This is a genomic window from Bacteroides sp. BFG-606, from assembly GCF_024788145.1.
Lineage (GTDB): Bacteria > Bacteroidota > Bacteroidia > Bacteroidales > Bacteroidaceae > Bacteroides > Bacteroides vicugnae.
In genome coordinates, this window is record NZ_JANUIL010000001.1 from 415,733 (window position 1) to 430,932 (window position 15,200).

13 protein-coding genes are annotated in these 15,200 nt (G+C 42.2%); 8 read left to right on the plus strand and 5 right to left on the minus strand.

Going from position 1 to position 15,200, the window contains the following annotated elements:
- Window positions 1-25 precede the first annotated feature (25 nt).
- Together NXV01_RS01620 and NXV01_RS01625 are read right to left on the minus strand one after the other, a co-directional pair.
- Window positions 26-811 carry a 5'-nucleotidase C-terminal domain-containing protein gene (locus NXV01_RS01620; protein ID WP_217722383.1) on the minus strand — a complete coding sequence of 262 codons (786 nt, stop codon included), beginning with the start codon at window positions 809-811 and terminating at the stop codon, window positions 26-28.
- A 12-nt stretch (window positions 812-823) separates the two neighbouring features.
- Window positions 824-1,897, minus strand: coding sequence for a YhcG family protein (locus NXV01_RS01625; RefSeq protein ID WP_164727278.1), 1,074 nt, complete (start codon window positions 1,895-1,897; stop codon window positions 824-826).
- Between the two features lie 180 nt (window positions 1,898-2,077).
- On the opposite strand from NXV01_RS01625, the gene rplS reads away from it, so the two are divergent.
- Window positions 2,078-2,431 (plus strand): 50S ribosomal protein L19, encoded by a 354-nt coding sequence (gene rplS / locus NXV01_RS01630; protein ID WP_022011470.1) that lies wholly within the window; start codon window positions 2,078-2,080, stop codon window positions 2,429-2,431.
- 269 nt (window positions 2,432-2,700) lie between these two features.
- On the opposite strand, the gene NXV01_RS01635 is transcribed toward rplS, so the two are convergent.
- Window positions 2,701-3,681, minus strand: coding sequence for an ROK family protein (locus NXV01_RS01635; protein WP_117512773.1), 981 nt, complete (start codon window positions 3,679-3,681; stop codon window positions 2,701-2,703).
- 179 nt (window positions 3,682-3,860) lie between these two features.
- On the opposite strand from NXV01_RS01635, the gene NXV01_RS01640 reads away from it, so the two are divergent.
- The 6 genes from NXV01_RS01640 to msrB all read left to right on the plus strand — a co-directional run bounded on the left by NXV01_RS01640 (window position 3,861) and on the right by msrB (window position 10,854).
- Entirely contained in the window at window positions 3,861-4,577 is a 717-nt protein-coding gene (locus NXV01_RS01640; RefSeq protein ID WP_117512775.1) for an ABC transporter ATP-binding protein, read from the plus strand.
- Between the two features lie 79 nt (window positions 4,578-4,656).
- Window positions 4,657-5,916, plus strand: coding sequence for an ABC transporter permease (locus NXV01_RS01645; protein ID WP_148367102.1), 1,260 nt, complete (start codon window positions 4,657-4,659; stop codon window positions 5,914-5,916).
- 4 nt (window positions 5,917-5,920) lie between these two features.
- Entirely contained in the window at window positions 5,921-7,162 is a 1,242-nt protein-coding gene (locus tag NXV01_RS01650; RefSeq protein WP_259021617.1) for an ABC transporter permease, read from the plus strand.
- Between the two features lie 130 nt (window positions 7,163-7,292).
- Entirely contained in the window at window positions 7,293-8,393 is a 1,101-nt protein-coding gene (locus tag NXV01_RS01655; RefSeq protein WP_217722382.1) for an efflux RND transporter periplasmic adaptor subunit, read from the plus strand.
- A gap of 9 nt (window positions 8,394-8,402) precedes the next feature.
- Entirely contained in the window at window positions 8,403-9,740 is a 1,338-nt protein-coding gene (locus NXV01_RS01660) for a TolC family protein (RefSeq protein ID WP_148367100.1), read from the plus strand.
- A gap of 85 nt (window positions 9,741-9,825) precedes the next feature.
- Window positions 9,826-10,854 (plus strand): peptide-methionine (R)-S-oxide reductase MsrB, encoded by a 1,029-nt coding sequence (msrB, locus tag NXV01_RS01665; RefSeq protein ID WP_148367099.1) that lies wholly within the window; start codon window positions 9,826-9,828, stop codon window positions 10,852-10,854.
- Window positions 10,855-10,992: 138 nt separating this feature from the next.
- On the opposite strand, the gene NXV01_RS01670 is transcribed toward msrB, so the two are convergent.
- Window positions 10,993-11,508 carry a DUF3836 domain-containing protein gene (locus tag NXV01_RS01670; RefSeq protein WP_004296208.1) on the minus strand — a complete coding sequence of 172 codons (516 nt, stop codon included), beginning with the start codon at window positions 11,506-11,508 and terminating at the stop codon, window positions 10,993-10,995.
- A 360-nt stretch (window positions 11,509-11,868) separates the two neighbouring features.
- On the opposite strand from NXV01_RS01670, the gene NXV01_RS01675 reads away from it, so the two are divergent.
- On the plus strand, window positions 11,869-13,818 hold the full coding sequence (locus NXV01_RS01675) for a transglycosylase domain-containing protein (protein WP_259021618.1): 1,950 nt from the start codon (window positions 11,869-11,871) through the stop codon (window positions 13,816-13,818).
- 30 nt (window positions 13,819-13,848) lie between these two features.
- Here NXV01_RS01675 and NXV01_RS01680 read toward each other — a convergent pair whose 3' ends face one another.
- Complete coding sequence (locus NXV01_RS01680) at window positions 13,849-15,195, minus strand: hypothetical protein (protein WP_259021619.1); 1,347 nt, start codon at window positions 15,193-15,195, stop codon at window positions 13,849-13,851.
- Window positions 15,196-15,200: the final 5 nt, after the last annotated feature.

Consider the following 15,200-nt stretch of genomic DNA (forward strand, 5'->3'; position numbering starts at 1 on the left):
TCAATATATTTTTAGATTCTCCTTTTTATTTTATGGTAATACGTCCATCCAGTTTGGAGGTAACCGCTTTGCCTTCGGCAGTCTGTTTGCGTACATAATCAAGAAATAGTCCGCGCAAGGTTGCATTTTCAGGGCATACTCTCTTTTCTGCCTGCAGAAAAGCATCCATCCGTCCGTTTCCATCTGCCAGATAGTCGATAGTAGCCACCGTGTAAAGCAGGTCATCCTTTAGTGGCTTTTCACCGACAAAGGCGTTCAGCAACTTTCCATCTTTGGTAATTTCAAGGCGGATACCACTCACTCCTTCCCCATGTAAAGATGCAATCGCTTCAAAAAGACGTCTCAAGTCCGTCCCTTTCATAGTCAGCACGCAAAGGGAGTTCTCAAAAGGAAGAATTTCAAAAACATCTCCCACTGTGATATCTCCTGCAGGCAAAATATTTCGCAAGCCGCCCATGTTTACCAATCCCATATCGGCAGGTTTCCCCAACACCTGAACCGCCGCTTGTTGTAAAACACCTGCAACAAGGTTGGAAAGCAAGCTTTCAGGAGCTCCTTTTTCCATTTTCATCGCACTGGTACCGATGACTTCATACATCATCGCGTCCACCTTTTCCTTATAAGGCTTTAATATTTCGGCAGCTTTCGCGTTGGGATGGGTGTCCCAAACGGAATCAATCGTTATCATGCTACCCTCTACTTTAGTTACTTCGTACTGAGCCGTAGTCTCGCGTGCGGTCCGGCAGGAAGTAAACAGGAAGCCTCCTGTCAACGCTGCCACCATCAGATACTTTGCATAAGTCTGTTTCATGTTCGCTATTTTTTATTTATCAAGAATTTCTCTTAAATGCTTCTGTAATAATTCTTTAGGAATTAACTGCCGCTTATACTCTGCAATCATTGTTGGACTTAAACTACGATTCAGTGCATATTCAACAACTTGGCTATCCGTACTTTTACACAATAATATCCCTATACTCGGATTTTCATTTTCTTTTTTTACATCCCGGTCCAATGCTTCAAGATAAAAATCCAGTTGTCCTAGATATTCCGGTTTAAACTCATTCGTTTTAATCTCCATTGCAACCAAACATTGCAATCCACGATGAAAAAAGAGTAAATCAATCCGGAAATCTTTCATCCCGACTTGTACACGGTATTCCTCACCCACAAAAAGAAAATCTTTTCCTAATTCTAATATAAAATTCTTCATCTGACCCACCAAGCCAGCCTGAAGGCTCTTCTCACTATGATTCTCGGGCAAACCAAGAAAATCAACGATGTATGTGTCTTTAAAAATCCGTCCGACATCCGGATAGGTATTTTTCAATGCTAATGATTGATTAGTATTCCCTAACAAACTCCGCTCATAAACACAAGCGTCAATTTGCCTGCGAAGTTCCTGATAAGTAAGATTTTCTTTATTACACAACAATATGTAGAAAATACGTTCTTCAGGAGACGTACATCCGGACATTATCTCAAGATGGGCAGACCAACCGACTTGCACCAATAAAAAAAGTACAATAGCATCATCTCCAAATTGCGTCAGATACTCTGACGCAATTACCTGTTCTTTGATTTCCGTCGGAATGGCTGACGCAAATTCTGCAGAAGAATATTCATTATAGAACCTAACCATCCTTTCAATGGAACGCTTTTCATAACCTTTGATGCCGGGAATCTTCTCTTTAAGATATGCAACAAGCATATCTATGACCCTACTTCCCCACTTCGCAGACTTGATTTTATCAGATACATATCGCCCAATCTCCCAATTACTAAGAATGATCTCATTATTTAAAGCACTATAAGCTCTCTTTTTACGTGTATCAATTATTAATCTGATTTCGTCAAATTGAACTTGGTATTGTATATTGGGTATGCTTGTTTCCATCTTTATTAATTATTGATAATCCTATGAGCCCTTTCTGGTTCACAGCTACAAATATACAAAAACATTTGGCTATCTGGCAAATAATTCGTTACTTTGCACCGCTTTCGCGCAATCGCTGTCAAGAGAAGAGATACTTGGTATGTTGCGTTGTAACGATGAAACAATTTAATAATAACAACAATGGATTTAATTAAAATTGCAGAAGAAGCATTCGCTACCGGAAAACAGCACCCGAGCTTCAAAGCAGGAGACACTGTAACAGTAGCATATCGTATTATTGAAGGTAACAAAGAACGTGTACAGTTGTACCGTGGTGTTGTTATCAAAATCGCCGGTCACGGAGACAAAAAACGTTTTACTGTACGTAAAATGTCAGGAACTGTAGGCGTAGAAAGAATTTTCCCAATCGAATCACCGGCTATCGATAGCATCGAAGTGAACAAGGTAGGTAAAGTTCGTCGCGCTAAATTGTACTACCTGCGTGCTCTTACTGGTAAGAAAGCTAGAATCAAAGAAAAAAGAGTTAACGGATAAGCCGAACTTTTCGATTCGAAATAAAAAAGGGAACTTCATTATGAGGTTCCCTTTTTTTTGTGCATTTTCTCAAACATTCTCATGCCCATGAGAAAAAATTCTCACTGCAATGAGAATAAGTTCTCATAGGTATGAGAATATTTTCTCACTACGGTGAGAATAACCCTTTGTCTGAATAAGCCGTACACGTCAGAAAGGACTAAATAAAACAAAGCCCCGAAAGTCATAAACTCCCGAGGCTTCATTACCTTTATTATAATAATGAAATGTTATTCTTTCAAATCTTTCAGTTCCCAAGCCAATGCACTGGCGCCCAATACAGCAGCATCAGAATCCTTCAATTCGGAAACGAGCAATTTAGTCTTGCCTTTATAGATATTCAGAATATTATCATCAATTGATTTCTGAATTGGTTTCATGATATAGTCACCGGACTTAGCCAAACCACCGAACAATACAATTGCTTCAGGACTGGAGAATGCAATAGCATCTGCCAGTGCTTCACCCAAGATGTTACCTGTAAAGCTAAAGATTTCCTGTGCCAGTTTATCACCTTGTACAGCTGCATCATACACATCTTTTGAAGTGATGTTTTCTGCTGGAATGTTACGAAGCAAGCTAGCATCCGTACGGGCAGCAAGGAATTCGCGGGCTGTACGAGCTACACCGGTAGCCGAGCAGTAGGTTTCCAGACATCCCTTACGACCGCAACCGCAAAGACGACCATCGCGACGGGCGATAACGTGTCCCAATTCACCAGCAAAACCGTCATGACCATACACCATCTGACCGTTGATAACGATACCGCTACCCACACCAGTACCCAGTGTAATCATGATAAAGTCTTTCATACCACGGGCAGCACCGTAAGTCATTTCACCGATAGCAGCAGCGTTTGCGTCGTTTGTCAAAGCAGTGGGAATACCCAGTCTTTCCTCAAACATGGCTGCCAACGGAAGAATTCCCTTCCAAGGCAGGTTCGGAGCAAATTCAATCGTTCCCGTATAGTAGTTACCATTCGGAGCACCGATACCGATACCTCTGATTTTATCAACACCACCATTAGCAATAATCAATGGAAGCAGACTTTTACACACTTCATCAGCGTATTCTTCCACTGTAGGGTAACCGGATGTTTTGATTGAACTGCTGGCAATAATAGTTCCGCGTGCGTCTACAATTCCAAAGACGGTATTCGTTCCGCCTATGTCAATACCTACTACGTAGGGTTTTTCCATGTTTGAATTCATGATACTTCTATTTAAAAGGGTTAGTTAATCATTAAGTTTACTGCACACAAATTACGTAAAGAAGATTGAGTCTACAAAATGTTTTTTGAAAAAAGTTCAACCTGTTTGCAACTTTTCGTATCTTTCACACGTCTAATAGTAGAAAATTATCAGAAAACAGAAACTAAATAAAGAAAATTGTGATACAACTAACGAATATCAACAAGACCTACAACAACGGAGCGCCTCTCCATGTACTTAAAGGTATCAATCTCAATATCGAACAGGGAGAATTTGTTTCTATCATGGGAGCATCCGGGTCTGGAAAATCAACTTTACTCAACATATTGGGAATCCTCGACAACTACGATACCGGAGATTATTATCTGAACAACGTACTCATCAAGAACTTGAGCGAGACCAAAGCTGCCGAATATCGCAACCGTATGATCGGATTTATCTTCCAGTCATTCAATCTGATTTCCTTTAAAAATGCCGTAGAGAATGTAGCACTTCCTTTATTCTATCAAGGAATAAGTCGCAAAAAACGGAATGCACTTGCATTGGAATATCTCGACCGCCTGGGTTTAAAAGACTGGGCGCATCACATGCCGAACGAAATGAGTGGCGGTCAGAAACAACGTGTGGCCATCGCACGGGCTTTAATCACTCAACCACAAATCATTCTGGCAGATGAGCCAACAGGAGCTTTGGATAGTAAAACTTCTGTAGAAGTAATGCAGATTCTGAAAGATCTTCATAAACAGGGAATGACGATTGTCGTTGTCACCCACGAAAGTGGAGTCGCCAACCAGACAGACAAGATTATACATATCAAAGACGGAATCATCGAACGTATTGAAGATAATATCGACCATGACGCTTCTCCTTTCGGAAAAGACGGGATTATGAAATAAGTATTAAGTATTAATTCCATGCGGCCACAGCGCAGCCTAATACTTAATACTTAATACTCATTACTTAATACTTAAAAAAATGATTGACATCTGGCAAGAAATATATAGTACCATCAAACGTAACAAGCTTAGGACTTTTCTCACAGGATTTGCCGTGGCATGGGGAATCTTTATGCTTATCGTCCTGCTAGGTGCAGGCAACGGACTGATCCACGCATTCGAGCAATCGGCTTCCGAACGTGCCATGAACTCCATCAAGATTTTTCCGGGATGGACCAGCAAATCATACGACGGACTGAAAGAAGGAAGACGGGTGCAACTGGACAATAAAGACATGGATGCTACCAGTCATTATTTCCCGAATCATGTCATCAAGGCCGGAGCAACCGTATGGCAGGGAGATGTAAATCTTAGCTTCGGGCAAGAATACGTCAGTTTGAGCCTTTCCGGCGTATATCCCAACCATACAGAGGTAGAAGTGGTGAAACTCTTCAAAGGACGTTTTATCAATGAGATTGATATTAAAGAGCGCCGGAAAGTAATTGTGCTCCATAAAAAGACAGCAGAAATTCTTTTTGATAAAACCCATACCGAACCAATCGGACAGTTTGTCAATGCCGGTAATGTGGTTTATCAGGTAGTAGGTCTCTACAATGATAAAGGAGATAGCGGTGACAGCGATGCATACATTCCTTTTACCACTCTTCAAACGATTTATAACAAAGGAGACAAGCTGAATAACCTGGTCATGACTACCAAAAATCTGGAAACAATTGAGGCCAATGAGGCTTTTGAAGCCCATTACCGCAAAGTATTGGGAGCCAATCATCGTTTTGACCCGACAGACCACAGCGCTATCTGGATCTGGAATCGGTTTACCAACTATTTGCAACAGCAGCAAGGCTCGAATATGCTACGTATTGCTATTTGGGTAATCGGTATCTTCACATTGCTAAGCGGAATCGTAGGAGTTTCCAACATTATGCTGATTACCGTAAAAGAACGTACCCGCGAATTTGGTATTCGTAAGGCTTTGGGAGCCAAACCTATTTCCATTCTCTGGTTGATTATCGTAGAGAGTGTCACCATCACCACCATATTCGGATACATCGGCATGGTAGCCGGTATCGGAGTGACCGAATGGATGAACAGTGCCTTCGGCAATCAGACAATGGATACCGGAATGTGGACGGAAACTGTTTTCCTGAACCCGACAGTAGATATAAGAATCGCCATACAGGCTACACTCACATTAATAATAGCTGGTACGTTAGCCGGATTATTCCCTGCCCGAAAAGCAGTCAGCATCCGGCCAATCGAAGCACTTAGAGCAGATTAAGACTATGAGAATAGACATGGATACGTGTGAGGAAATCCTCATCACCATTACAAGAAATAAGACGAGAAGTCTGCTGACTGCATTCGGTGTTTTCTGGGGAATCTTCATGCTCGTCGCCCTCATCGGCGGCGGACAAGGATTGGAGGACATGATGAAAAAGAACTTTGAAGGATTTGCCACCAATTCCGGTTTCCTTGCCTCGCAAAGAACGGGTGAGGCTTACAAAGGCTTCCGCAAAGGGAGATGGTGGAATCTGGAATCTACTGACATCGACCGTCTTCGTTCCCAAGTGAAAGAGGTGGAGATCATTACTCCGTCCGTAGCCCGTTGGGGTTCCAAAGCCGTATATGAAGATAAGAAATATGATTGTAGCGTGAAAGGGCTGTATCCGGATTATCTCCACATTGAATCGCAGGAAATGGCATACGGCAGGTTCATCAATGAGGTGGATATAAAGGAAGCACGCAAAGTATGTGTCATCGGAAAACGAATTTATGAAAGTCTTTTCAAACCGGGAGAAGACCCGTGTGGCAAATATGTAAGAGTAGATGGCATTTATTATCAAGTGATTGGCATGTCTTCTTCCGAAGGGAACATGAATATACAGGGGCGGGCGTCGGAAGCCGTCACTCTTCCTTTCACTACGATGCAGCAGACTTACAACATGGGAGGACAAATCGATGTGATCTGTTTCACCGCGAAGCATGGAGTCAAAGTGTCTGAAGTACAACCCAAAATGGAACAGGTCATTAAAGCCGCACATTATATCTCTCCGGATGACAAACAAGCTGTCATGTGCCTGAATGCCGAAGCCATGTTCTCTATGGTCGATAACTTGTTTATCGGTATCAACATACTGGTTTGGATGGTAGGATTGGGAACTTTGCTGGCAGGTGCCATCGGCGTATCCAATATTATGATGGTGACGGTCAAAGAACGTACCACCGAAATCGGTATCCGCCGGGCGATCGGCGCACGACCGAAAGATATCCTGCAGCAAATTCTATCGGAAAGTATGGTACTTACTACCATTGCGGGAATGTGTGGAATTTCCTTTGCCGTCATGGTATTGCAACTGGTTGAGATGGGAGCAAATGCTGACGGAGGGGATGTCCGTTTTCAAGTTACTTTCGGACTGGCAATCGGCACTTGTGCGCTTCTGATTGCACTGGGCATGTTGGCAGGTCTGGCACCTGCTTACCGGGCCATGGCTATCAAACCGATTGAAGCAATCCGGGATGAATAAGGAGATGGGACGATTGGACAATTTACGATTTACGATTGAGAAATCATTGTAGAGCGGGTGTTGTTCAGTTGTTTAGAGACGTAAGAGATTTCAATCATCAATCGTAAATAATAAAATCATAAATAAAATCATGAAAAAGTATCTGAAAATCACATTATTGATAGTCGTTGCTATCATTCTTGTCGGAACATTCGTTTTCCTTTATCAGAAATCCAAGCCTAAGGTAATCACTTACGAAACAGTAAGACCGGAAATGACTGACCTCCAAAAAACGACAGTAGCTACCGGAAAGGTGGAACCGAGAGACGAAATTTTAATCAAACCGCAAATTTCGGGCATTATCGACGAAGTATATAAAGAAGCCGGACAAGCCGTAAGAAAAGGGGAAGTTATTGCCAAAGTAAAAGTAATCCCTGAACTCGGACAACTGAATTCTGCAGAAAGTCGTGTGCGCCTGGCAGAAATTAATGCAACACAGGCAGAAACGGATTTCGCCCGTGTGAAGAAGTTGTATGACGGTCAGTTAATCAGCCGGGAGGAATACGAGAAAAGTGAAGTGGCTTTGAAGCAGGCTCGCGAAGAGAGACAGACGGCCAAAGACAATCTGGAAATCGTAAAAGAAGGAATTACCAAAAACAGTGCCTCCTTCAGTAGCACGATGATTCGCTCTACCATTGACGGGTTAATTCTGGACGTACCTGTAAAAGCGGGTAATTCCGTGATTATGAGTAACACGTTCAATGATGGAACCACGATTGCTACGGTAGCCAACATGAACGACATGATTTTCCGTGGTAATATTGATGAAACAGAAGTGGGACGTATCCACGAACAAATGCCGATCAAGCTGACCATCGGAGCTTTACAGAATCTGACATTCAACGCCATTCTGGAATATATCTCTCCGAAAGGGGTGGAAACCAATGGAGCCAACCAGTTTGAAATCAAGGCTGCGATTACCATTCCGGATTCTGTTCAGATTCGTTCCGGATATTCGGCTAATGCGGAAATCGTGTTACAAAGAGCCAATCAGGTTTTGGCAGTGCCCGAAAGCACTGTTGAATTTAGTGGTGACTCTACATTTGTGTACATCATGACAGATTCAGTGCCCGAACAAAAGTTCCAGCGTACACAGGTGACTGCCGGTATGAGTGATGGAATCAAGATAGAAATCAAGAAAGGGGTAACCGTTCAGGACAAAATACGTGGTGCAGAGAAAAAAGATAAATAATTGAATCCTATGAAAATAATTCGTAAAACCATATCAGCCCTTCTGCTTGCCGGAGTCGGAATCACCTCCATCGAGGCACAGAACAACCTTTCGCAAGCGTGGACGCTGCGGCAATGTATCGACTATGCCATTGAGCATAATATAGAAATCCGTCAATCGGCCAACAATGTCGAAGCAGGCAAAGTGAGTGTAAACACCACTAAATGGGCACGTCTTCCGAATTTGAGCGGTAGTGCCAGCCAAAACTGGAGTTGGGGCCGTACCGCTTCTCCGATAGACAACTCGTATAGTGACATTAACAGTGCCAATACCAGTTTCAGCTTGGGAACAAACGTACCTATATTTACCGGTTTGCAATTGTCCAACCAATATTCACTTGCCAAACTGGATTTAAAAGCTGCCATAGAAGATTTGAATAAAGCCAGAGAAGATATTGCAATCAATGTCACTTCGGCTTATTTACAGGTTTTATTCAATCAAGAATTAAGTAAAATTGCTCATAATCAGGTCGATTTAAGCAAAGACCAGTTAAAACGTATTCAAGGTCTTCAGGGAGTGGGTAAGGCATCATCTTCTGAAGTGGCCGAAGCACAAGCCCGTGTCGCACAGGATGAAATGACTGCTGTACAATCAGACAATACGTACAAACTATCCTTACTGGATCTCACCCAACTCTTGGAATTACCCACGCCTGAAGGATTTGTACTCGAAAGTCCTAAGGAAGAATTAGAGTTCGAATCTCTCACTCCGCCGGATGACATATATACACAGGCACTTACTTACAAACCAAGCATTAAGGCTGCGGAATATCGTTTGCAAGGTAGTCTTAATAATATTCGTATTGCCCAAAGTGCATTTTATCCACAACTCTCTTTCAGTGCCGGTCTGGGAAGTAATTATTATACGGTAAGCGGAAGATCAGAGAGCAGCTTCGGCAGTCAGATGAAAAACAACCTGAATAAATATATAGGATTTAATTTGAGTGTTCCAATCTTCAACCGTTTTGCCACAAGAAACCGGATACGCACCGCTCGTTTGCAACAAATAGACTTATCCTTGAAGTTGGATAACAGTAAAAAAGTACTCTACAAAGAAATTCAGCAAGCCTGGTACAACGCTCTGGCAGCAGAAAGTAAATACAACTCCAGTGAAGTGGCAGTAAAAGCCAACGAAGAGTCTTTCCGCCTGATGAGTGAGAAATTCAATAACGGCAAAGCTACCTTTGTGGAATACAATGAAGCCAAACTTAATCTGACGAAAGCTCTTTCGGATAAGTTGCAGGCAAAATACGACTATCTGTTCCGGACTAAAATTCTGGACTTCTACAAAGGACAGGTCATTGAATAAAAAAGAAATAAAGTTGAGTTTAGTATAGTAGTTCCTTAAAACATATCCGTTGGTTCATTCGTTATTATAGAAAGAACTAACGGATATGAAGTATTTTATCGTCATAGTGATTATAATGATTAGTAATATATTTTTAGGAGTTGCTAAACCAATGAAGAATCAAGCAGAAATCTATTTTGCGGGAGGATGTTTCTGGGGAACAGAACATTTCCTGAAACAAATTCGAGGAGTAGAAAGTACTCAGGTAGGATATGCCAACAGTAATGTTGCCAATCCGAGTTATGAACAGGTCTGTTCCGGAAAAACCAATGCTGCCGAAACAGTAAAGGTGGTTTATGATCCGAAAACGGTAGATTTGAATTTACTGCTCGATCTATATTTCAAGACAATAGATCCTACCAGCCTCAACCGGCAAGGTAATGACCGGGGAACACAGTATAGAACCGGAATTTATTATGTAGATAAAGAAGATCTCCCTGTCATCAAGCAGGCAATTCAATTATTATCCGCACAATATAAAACTCCTATTGTCCTAGAAGTAAAGCCATTGACTAATTTCTATCCGGCAGAGACTTACCACCAGGACTATCTGGATAAAAATCCGGGTGGATACTGCCATATCAATCCTGCTTTATTCGAAATGGCACGCAAAGCGAATGCGCCGAAAGCTAAAGTGTATCAAAAAGCGGATGATGCAACCCTTCGTAAGAAACTCTCGGCGGAACAATATGCCGTAACCCAAAAGAATGCCACCGAACCAGCTTTCCACAATGAATACTGGAATGAGCATCGTCCCGGCATTTATGTAGATATTACTACCGGAGAACCTCTGTTTGTTTCTACTGACAAGTTCGATTCAGGTTGCGGGTGGCCAAGCTTTTCCCAACCAATTCAAAAAGATCTGATCGCAGAAAAGAAAGATACTTCGCACGGCATGATACGTACGGAAGTACGCAGTAAAACCGGAGATGCTCATTTGGGACACGTATTCACAGATGGGCCGAAAGAGAAAGGTGGATTACGTTATTGCATCAATAGCGCTTCACTTCGTTTTATCCCGAAAGATAAAATGAAAGAGGAAGGTTATGGAGAATATCTACCACTCGTTAAATAAATATTGAAGAGTTACAAAAGCTAATCATAACTGTTCATCAGATAAACAGAACGGTGGATTATCCCATAAGGAAATCCACCGTTTTTAATGTAGTTAAATTAAAAGAGAGAGAAGGAGTTTCACAACTCCGATTTATTTTTATCTGCTGGCAGTCAGCAGAGTTGCTTCATTAGTTGCCGGAACAGACACATTCATAGCCCAGCTGGAACCGGATTCTTCAATCCATTTATCATTCCATTTGTAGTTCATATAAGCAACCGGCATATTAGCGTCGTTCAGTTCATAAACACTCTTTTCAACAGATGCGTCGTAAGCTCTGTGAGAGTCATTCCAACGTGCGTATACCAAAGTGATTTCATTAGATGAATAAGTATAATCAATCTTGAAGTACGGTATCCATTTTTCAATAGAAGCATCCCATTTGAAAGCTTCTTTGGAGGATATTCTCTTCTGATCGTCATAAGTAAAATCATATTTCATGTGGCGATAGAGAGAACCATCGAGTCTGTAAATCACTTTCGATACTACGAGATCATCTACTTTTTCTTCATTAGTAATGAAGTTATTACCCTGTGCCTTCACTGTTGCATTAGCGATTCCTGCAAATACCATAGCAACTAAAACGATCATTCTGAATAATACTGTAGTCTTCATAATTGTATATTTTTTATTTGTTCAACATTCTGTTTTTATTCTTCTGTTTATTAGACGGATCAAGCGTCTCAAACGGTTGCAACCTTCTGAAGTTTTTCTCATTTTTCTTCGTTGTCCGCTTGCGACTATAGAGATGCAACGAGCGTGCCAAAAAGATAACCAACTAATAATCAACGGAATCACAAAACAGAGCGGTGTACGAAAACGGACAGTTGTACGCTCAAAAGCGAACAACCAACCATTTTTTCGTATTTTCTTTTTTCTACTGATGGATATAACTCTAAAAAAGAGGAAAATACTCCGCCTGTTGCCCGAATTATTATCTACCTTTGCAGCGATTATCACATCAAGAAAAAGAAGATGGAAACGTCCAGCAAAAAAAGAATTATCATTCTATCGGCTATCGGTATCTTGCTTACCAGCCTCATTTGTCTCTTTGCATTCCGCAATGTCATTTTATGCCATATCGTTGACAAACGAACTACACGTGCCGAACAAACATACGGTCTGCAAATTCATTATCAGGAGTTACGAATGAAAGGCTGCAATGAAGTGGCTTTACAAGGACTTTCTATTGTTCCCAACCAACGGGATACCCTCCTGACATTACAATCCGTCAATGTAAAACTAAGTTTTTGGGAATTGCTAAAAGGAGAAATCGAAGTACGGAATGTACTTATGAACGGGCTGGCAATCAACTTCATCAAGCATGACAGCATAGCTAACTACGATTTCCTGTTCTTTAAACGGCAACAAGAAGCAGCCCCCAAACCTGTCATAGAAAGTGACTATGCCAACCGTATTGACCGGATATTAAACCTCATTTACGGTTTCCTGCCTGAAAACGGGCAACTCAGTCAAATCAATATAACCGAACGTAAAGATAGTAATTTCGTTGCAGTCAACATTCCTTCTTTTATTATTGAGAACAATCATTTCCAATCAACCATTCAGATAAAAGAAGATACACTGCCTCAACAACTATGGGAAACGGCAGGCGAACTGAACAGAAGAGACTATACATTAAAAGCATCTCTCTTTGCCCCGGAAAAAAGAAAAATCTCACTACCTTATATTACCCGCCGTTTTGGAGCAGAAGTCACTTTCGACACCCTATCTTATAATATGACTAAAGATAAGCGTGCATCCAATCAACTGCTCCTCAAAGGAAAAGCGAGAGTGAACGGACTTGACGTATTTCATAAAGCCCTCTCTCCTGAAGTAATTCATCTCGATCGTGGACAACTCTGTTACGAGATGAACATAAGCGGGCACTCACTCGAGCTGGATAGTACGACCATTGTTGATTTCAACAAACTCCAGTTTCATCCTTATTTGCGAGCCGAGAAAGAGAAAGGAAACTGGCATTTCACTGCTGCGGTCAACAAATCCTGGTTTCCGGCAGATGATCTGTTCAGCTCTCTCCCCAAAGGATTATTCAGCAATCTGGAAGGCATCAAGACAAGTGGCGAGCTAGCCTATCATTTTCTATTAGATATTGATTTTGCACAACTGGATAGTCTCAAACTGGAATCCGAACTGAAAGAGAAAGACTTCCGCATCACAAGCTATGGGGCCACTTCACTCTCCAAAATGTCCGACGAGTTCATTTATACAGCTTATGAGAACGGAATACCGGTGCGGACTTTTCCTATTGGCCCTTCGTGCGAACACTTTACACCATTGGATAGCATTTCCCCCATCCTAAGAATGTCCGTTATGCAAAGTGAGGACGGAGCATTCTTTTACCATCGCGGTTTCCTGCCCGACGCCCTACGGGAAGCATTGATTTACGACCTGCAAGTGAAACGCTTTGCACGTGGAGGAAGCACGATCACCATGCAACTCGTAAAGAATGTATTCCTGAACCGTAATAAGAACTTTGCACGTAAATTGGAAGAGGCATTGATTGTATGGCTAATAGAGAATGAAAGATTAACTTCTAAAGAACGCATGTACGAAGTATATCTGAACATTGTTGAATGGGGGCCGCTCGTTTATGGTATTCAGGAAGCTTCTATTTATTATTTCAATAAACGCCCTTCACAACTGAACACGGAAGAAAGTATTTTCCTGGCTTCCATTATCCCGAAGCCCAAGCATTTCCGCAGCTCTTTTGCAGAAGGCGGACAGTTAAAGGAGAATATGGAAGGCTATTATAAGTTGATTGCCAAGCGGCTTGCACAGAAAGGAATAATAAGTGAAATCGAGGCGGATAGTATCCGCCCCGATATCCAAGTTACGGGCGCTGCCCGGAATAGTCTAGCCGGTGAAAACCCTGAGTCTAGTTCTCCTTCCGCTGAGGAGTAATGAGATTGATATAAATAATAAAGGAATAGGTTATCTTCTTGAACTGCTGCTGTTTCTTTCAGAGGAACGGGAAGAGCTTTTAGTGCTATTGCTTCTCGTACTTCCGGAAGAAGAGCGTCTTTCTGTTTGTCCGCTAGAGACATTGCTCCGGGTAGAGCTACCGTTGCTTCGAGTAGAACTCGAGCTACCGCTACTCCGGTTAGAAGTGGTACTGCTGCTACGACTGGTCGTACTACCGCTGCTGCGACCAGAATCACTGCGACTGGAGCTACTACGACTGGAACTGGAAGAGCTGTTATTTCTATCGGAGCTGTTATTTCTATTATAGGAACTACTATCGTTTCGTCTACTTGAACTTTCTCTCGAACTGCTACTTGTTTTTCCACTTTCACGATTGGAGGAACTGGAACCAGTTGAACTTCCGCTTGTTGGTCTACGATTAGAGCTTGAAGAACCGGAACCCGTTTCCGGACGACGACCAGAATTACGATCACTTTCTACTCTATTCGTATTCCCATTTTTATCAGGAGCAACATTGTTACCAGGTCTTCCACTTCCGGACGGTGTAGATGGTCTGACAGAAGTCGAAGGCCGATCTGCTCCAGATTCCGGACGGGGACGTGTCGACGTACCAGGTCTTGTTGTCGTTCCGGGGCGAGTAGAAGCATCAGGGCGAGTAGAGGTACTTGGGCGAGATGTACCAGGACGTGTTGTCGATGAACCCGGACGGGAAGAATTACCCGGACGTGTCGGTGCATTATGCGGACGAGTGGAAGTATTCGGACGGAACCGGACAGAACCGAAATCCGAACGACGATACGAGTGGAATACTCGCTGATCTCTCACCCGATGCGGTGCAGAATAATGGTTGAAATTAGTATATCTGCCCCGATAATAACTCACATGGTGAAAGTGCGGACGATAATGTGCTCCACAATAAGTACGGTAATGGTAAGGCACACCAAAATAAAACAAACTACGATTCGGGTAATTGACATAAACCCTGAAACTCCATTTCCCTCCGGTTACGTAGATCGGCCGATAGAAATACTCGGCATCGAGGAACCGGCGATACTGTGCATCACTCAATACCCAACGAAGATCGTCGTTACGGATATCCAGCGCTTCATAATAATCATCCAATGCCCATTCGTAACCACGTGCTACGTAATCCATGATATTACGGACAGAATAAATAAAGTCGTAATTAATCTCATACGCATCATTATATTGCTGTGTACTCAAGCTCAATTCATATGCCATCTTATCGGTAAGAAAACGCGTCTCCTTACGTACCTTGCTAGTGCTCATTCCAGCCATTACGGTCATATTGGCAGTCAGACCGACAGCAAAGAGTAAAAACAGTATTCGTTTCATAATTC

What these genes read in the sequence shown, in the direction of transcription:
- rplS (WP_022011470.1), top strand. Translation starts at nt 2,078, where the DNA reads ATGGATTTAATTAAAATTGCAGAAGAAGCATTCGCTACCGGAAAACAG.
- NXV01_RS01660 (WP_148367100.1), top strand. Translation starts at nt 8,403, where the DNA reads ATGAAAATAATTCGTAAAACCATATCAGCCCTTCTGCTTGCCGGAGTC.
- NXV01_RS01655 (WP_217722382.1), top strand. Translation starts at nt 7,293, where the DNA reads ATGAAAAAGTATCTGAAAATCACATTATTGATAGTCGTTGCTATCATT.
- NXV01_RS01645 (WP_148367102.1), top strand. Translation starts at nt 4,657, where the DNA reads ATGATTGACATCTGGCAAGAAATATATAGTACCATCAAACGTAACAAG.
- NXV01_RS01670 (WP_004296208.1), bottom strand. Translation starts at nt 11,508, where the DNA reads ATGAAGACTACAGTATTATTCAGAATGATCGTTTTAGTTGCTATGGTA.
- NXV01_RS01620 (WP_217722383.1), bottom strand. Translation starts at nt 811, where the DNA reads ATGAAACAGACTTATGCAAAGTATCTGATGGTGGCAGCGTTGACAGGA.
- NXV01_RS01625 (WP_164727278.1), bottom strand. Translation starts at nt 1,897, where the DNA reads ATGGAAACAAGCATACCCAATATACAATACCAAGTTCAATTTGACGAA.
- NXV01_RS01650 (WP_259021617.1), top strand. Translation starts at nt 5,921, where the DNA reads ATGAGAATAGACATGGATACGTGTGAGGAAATCCTCATCACCATTACA.
- NXV01_RS01680 (WP_259021619.1), bottom strand. Translation starts at nt 15,195, where the DNA reads ATGAAACGAATACTGTTTTTACTCTTTGCTGTCGGTCTGACTGCCAAT.
- NXV01_RS01675 (WP_259021618.1), top strand. Translation starts at nt 11,869, where the DNA reads ATGGAAACGTCCAGCAAAAAAAGAATTATCATTCTATCGGCTATCGGT.
- NXV01_RS01635 (WP_117512773.1), bottom strand. Translation starts at nt 3,681, where the DNA reads ATGAATTCAAACATGGAAAAACCCTACGTAGTAGGTATTGACATAGGC.
- msrB (WP_148367099.1), top strand. Translation starts at nt 9,826, where the DNA reads ATGAAGTATTTTATCGTCATAGTGATTATAATGATTAGTAATATATTT.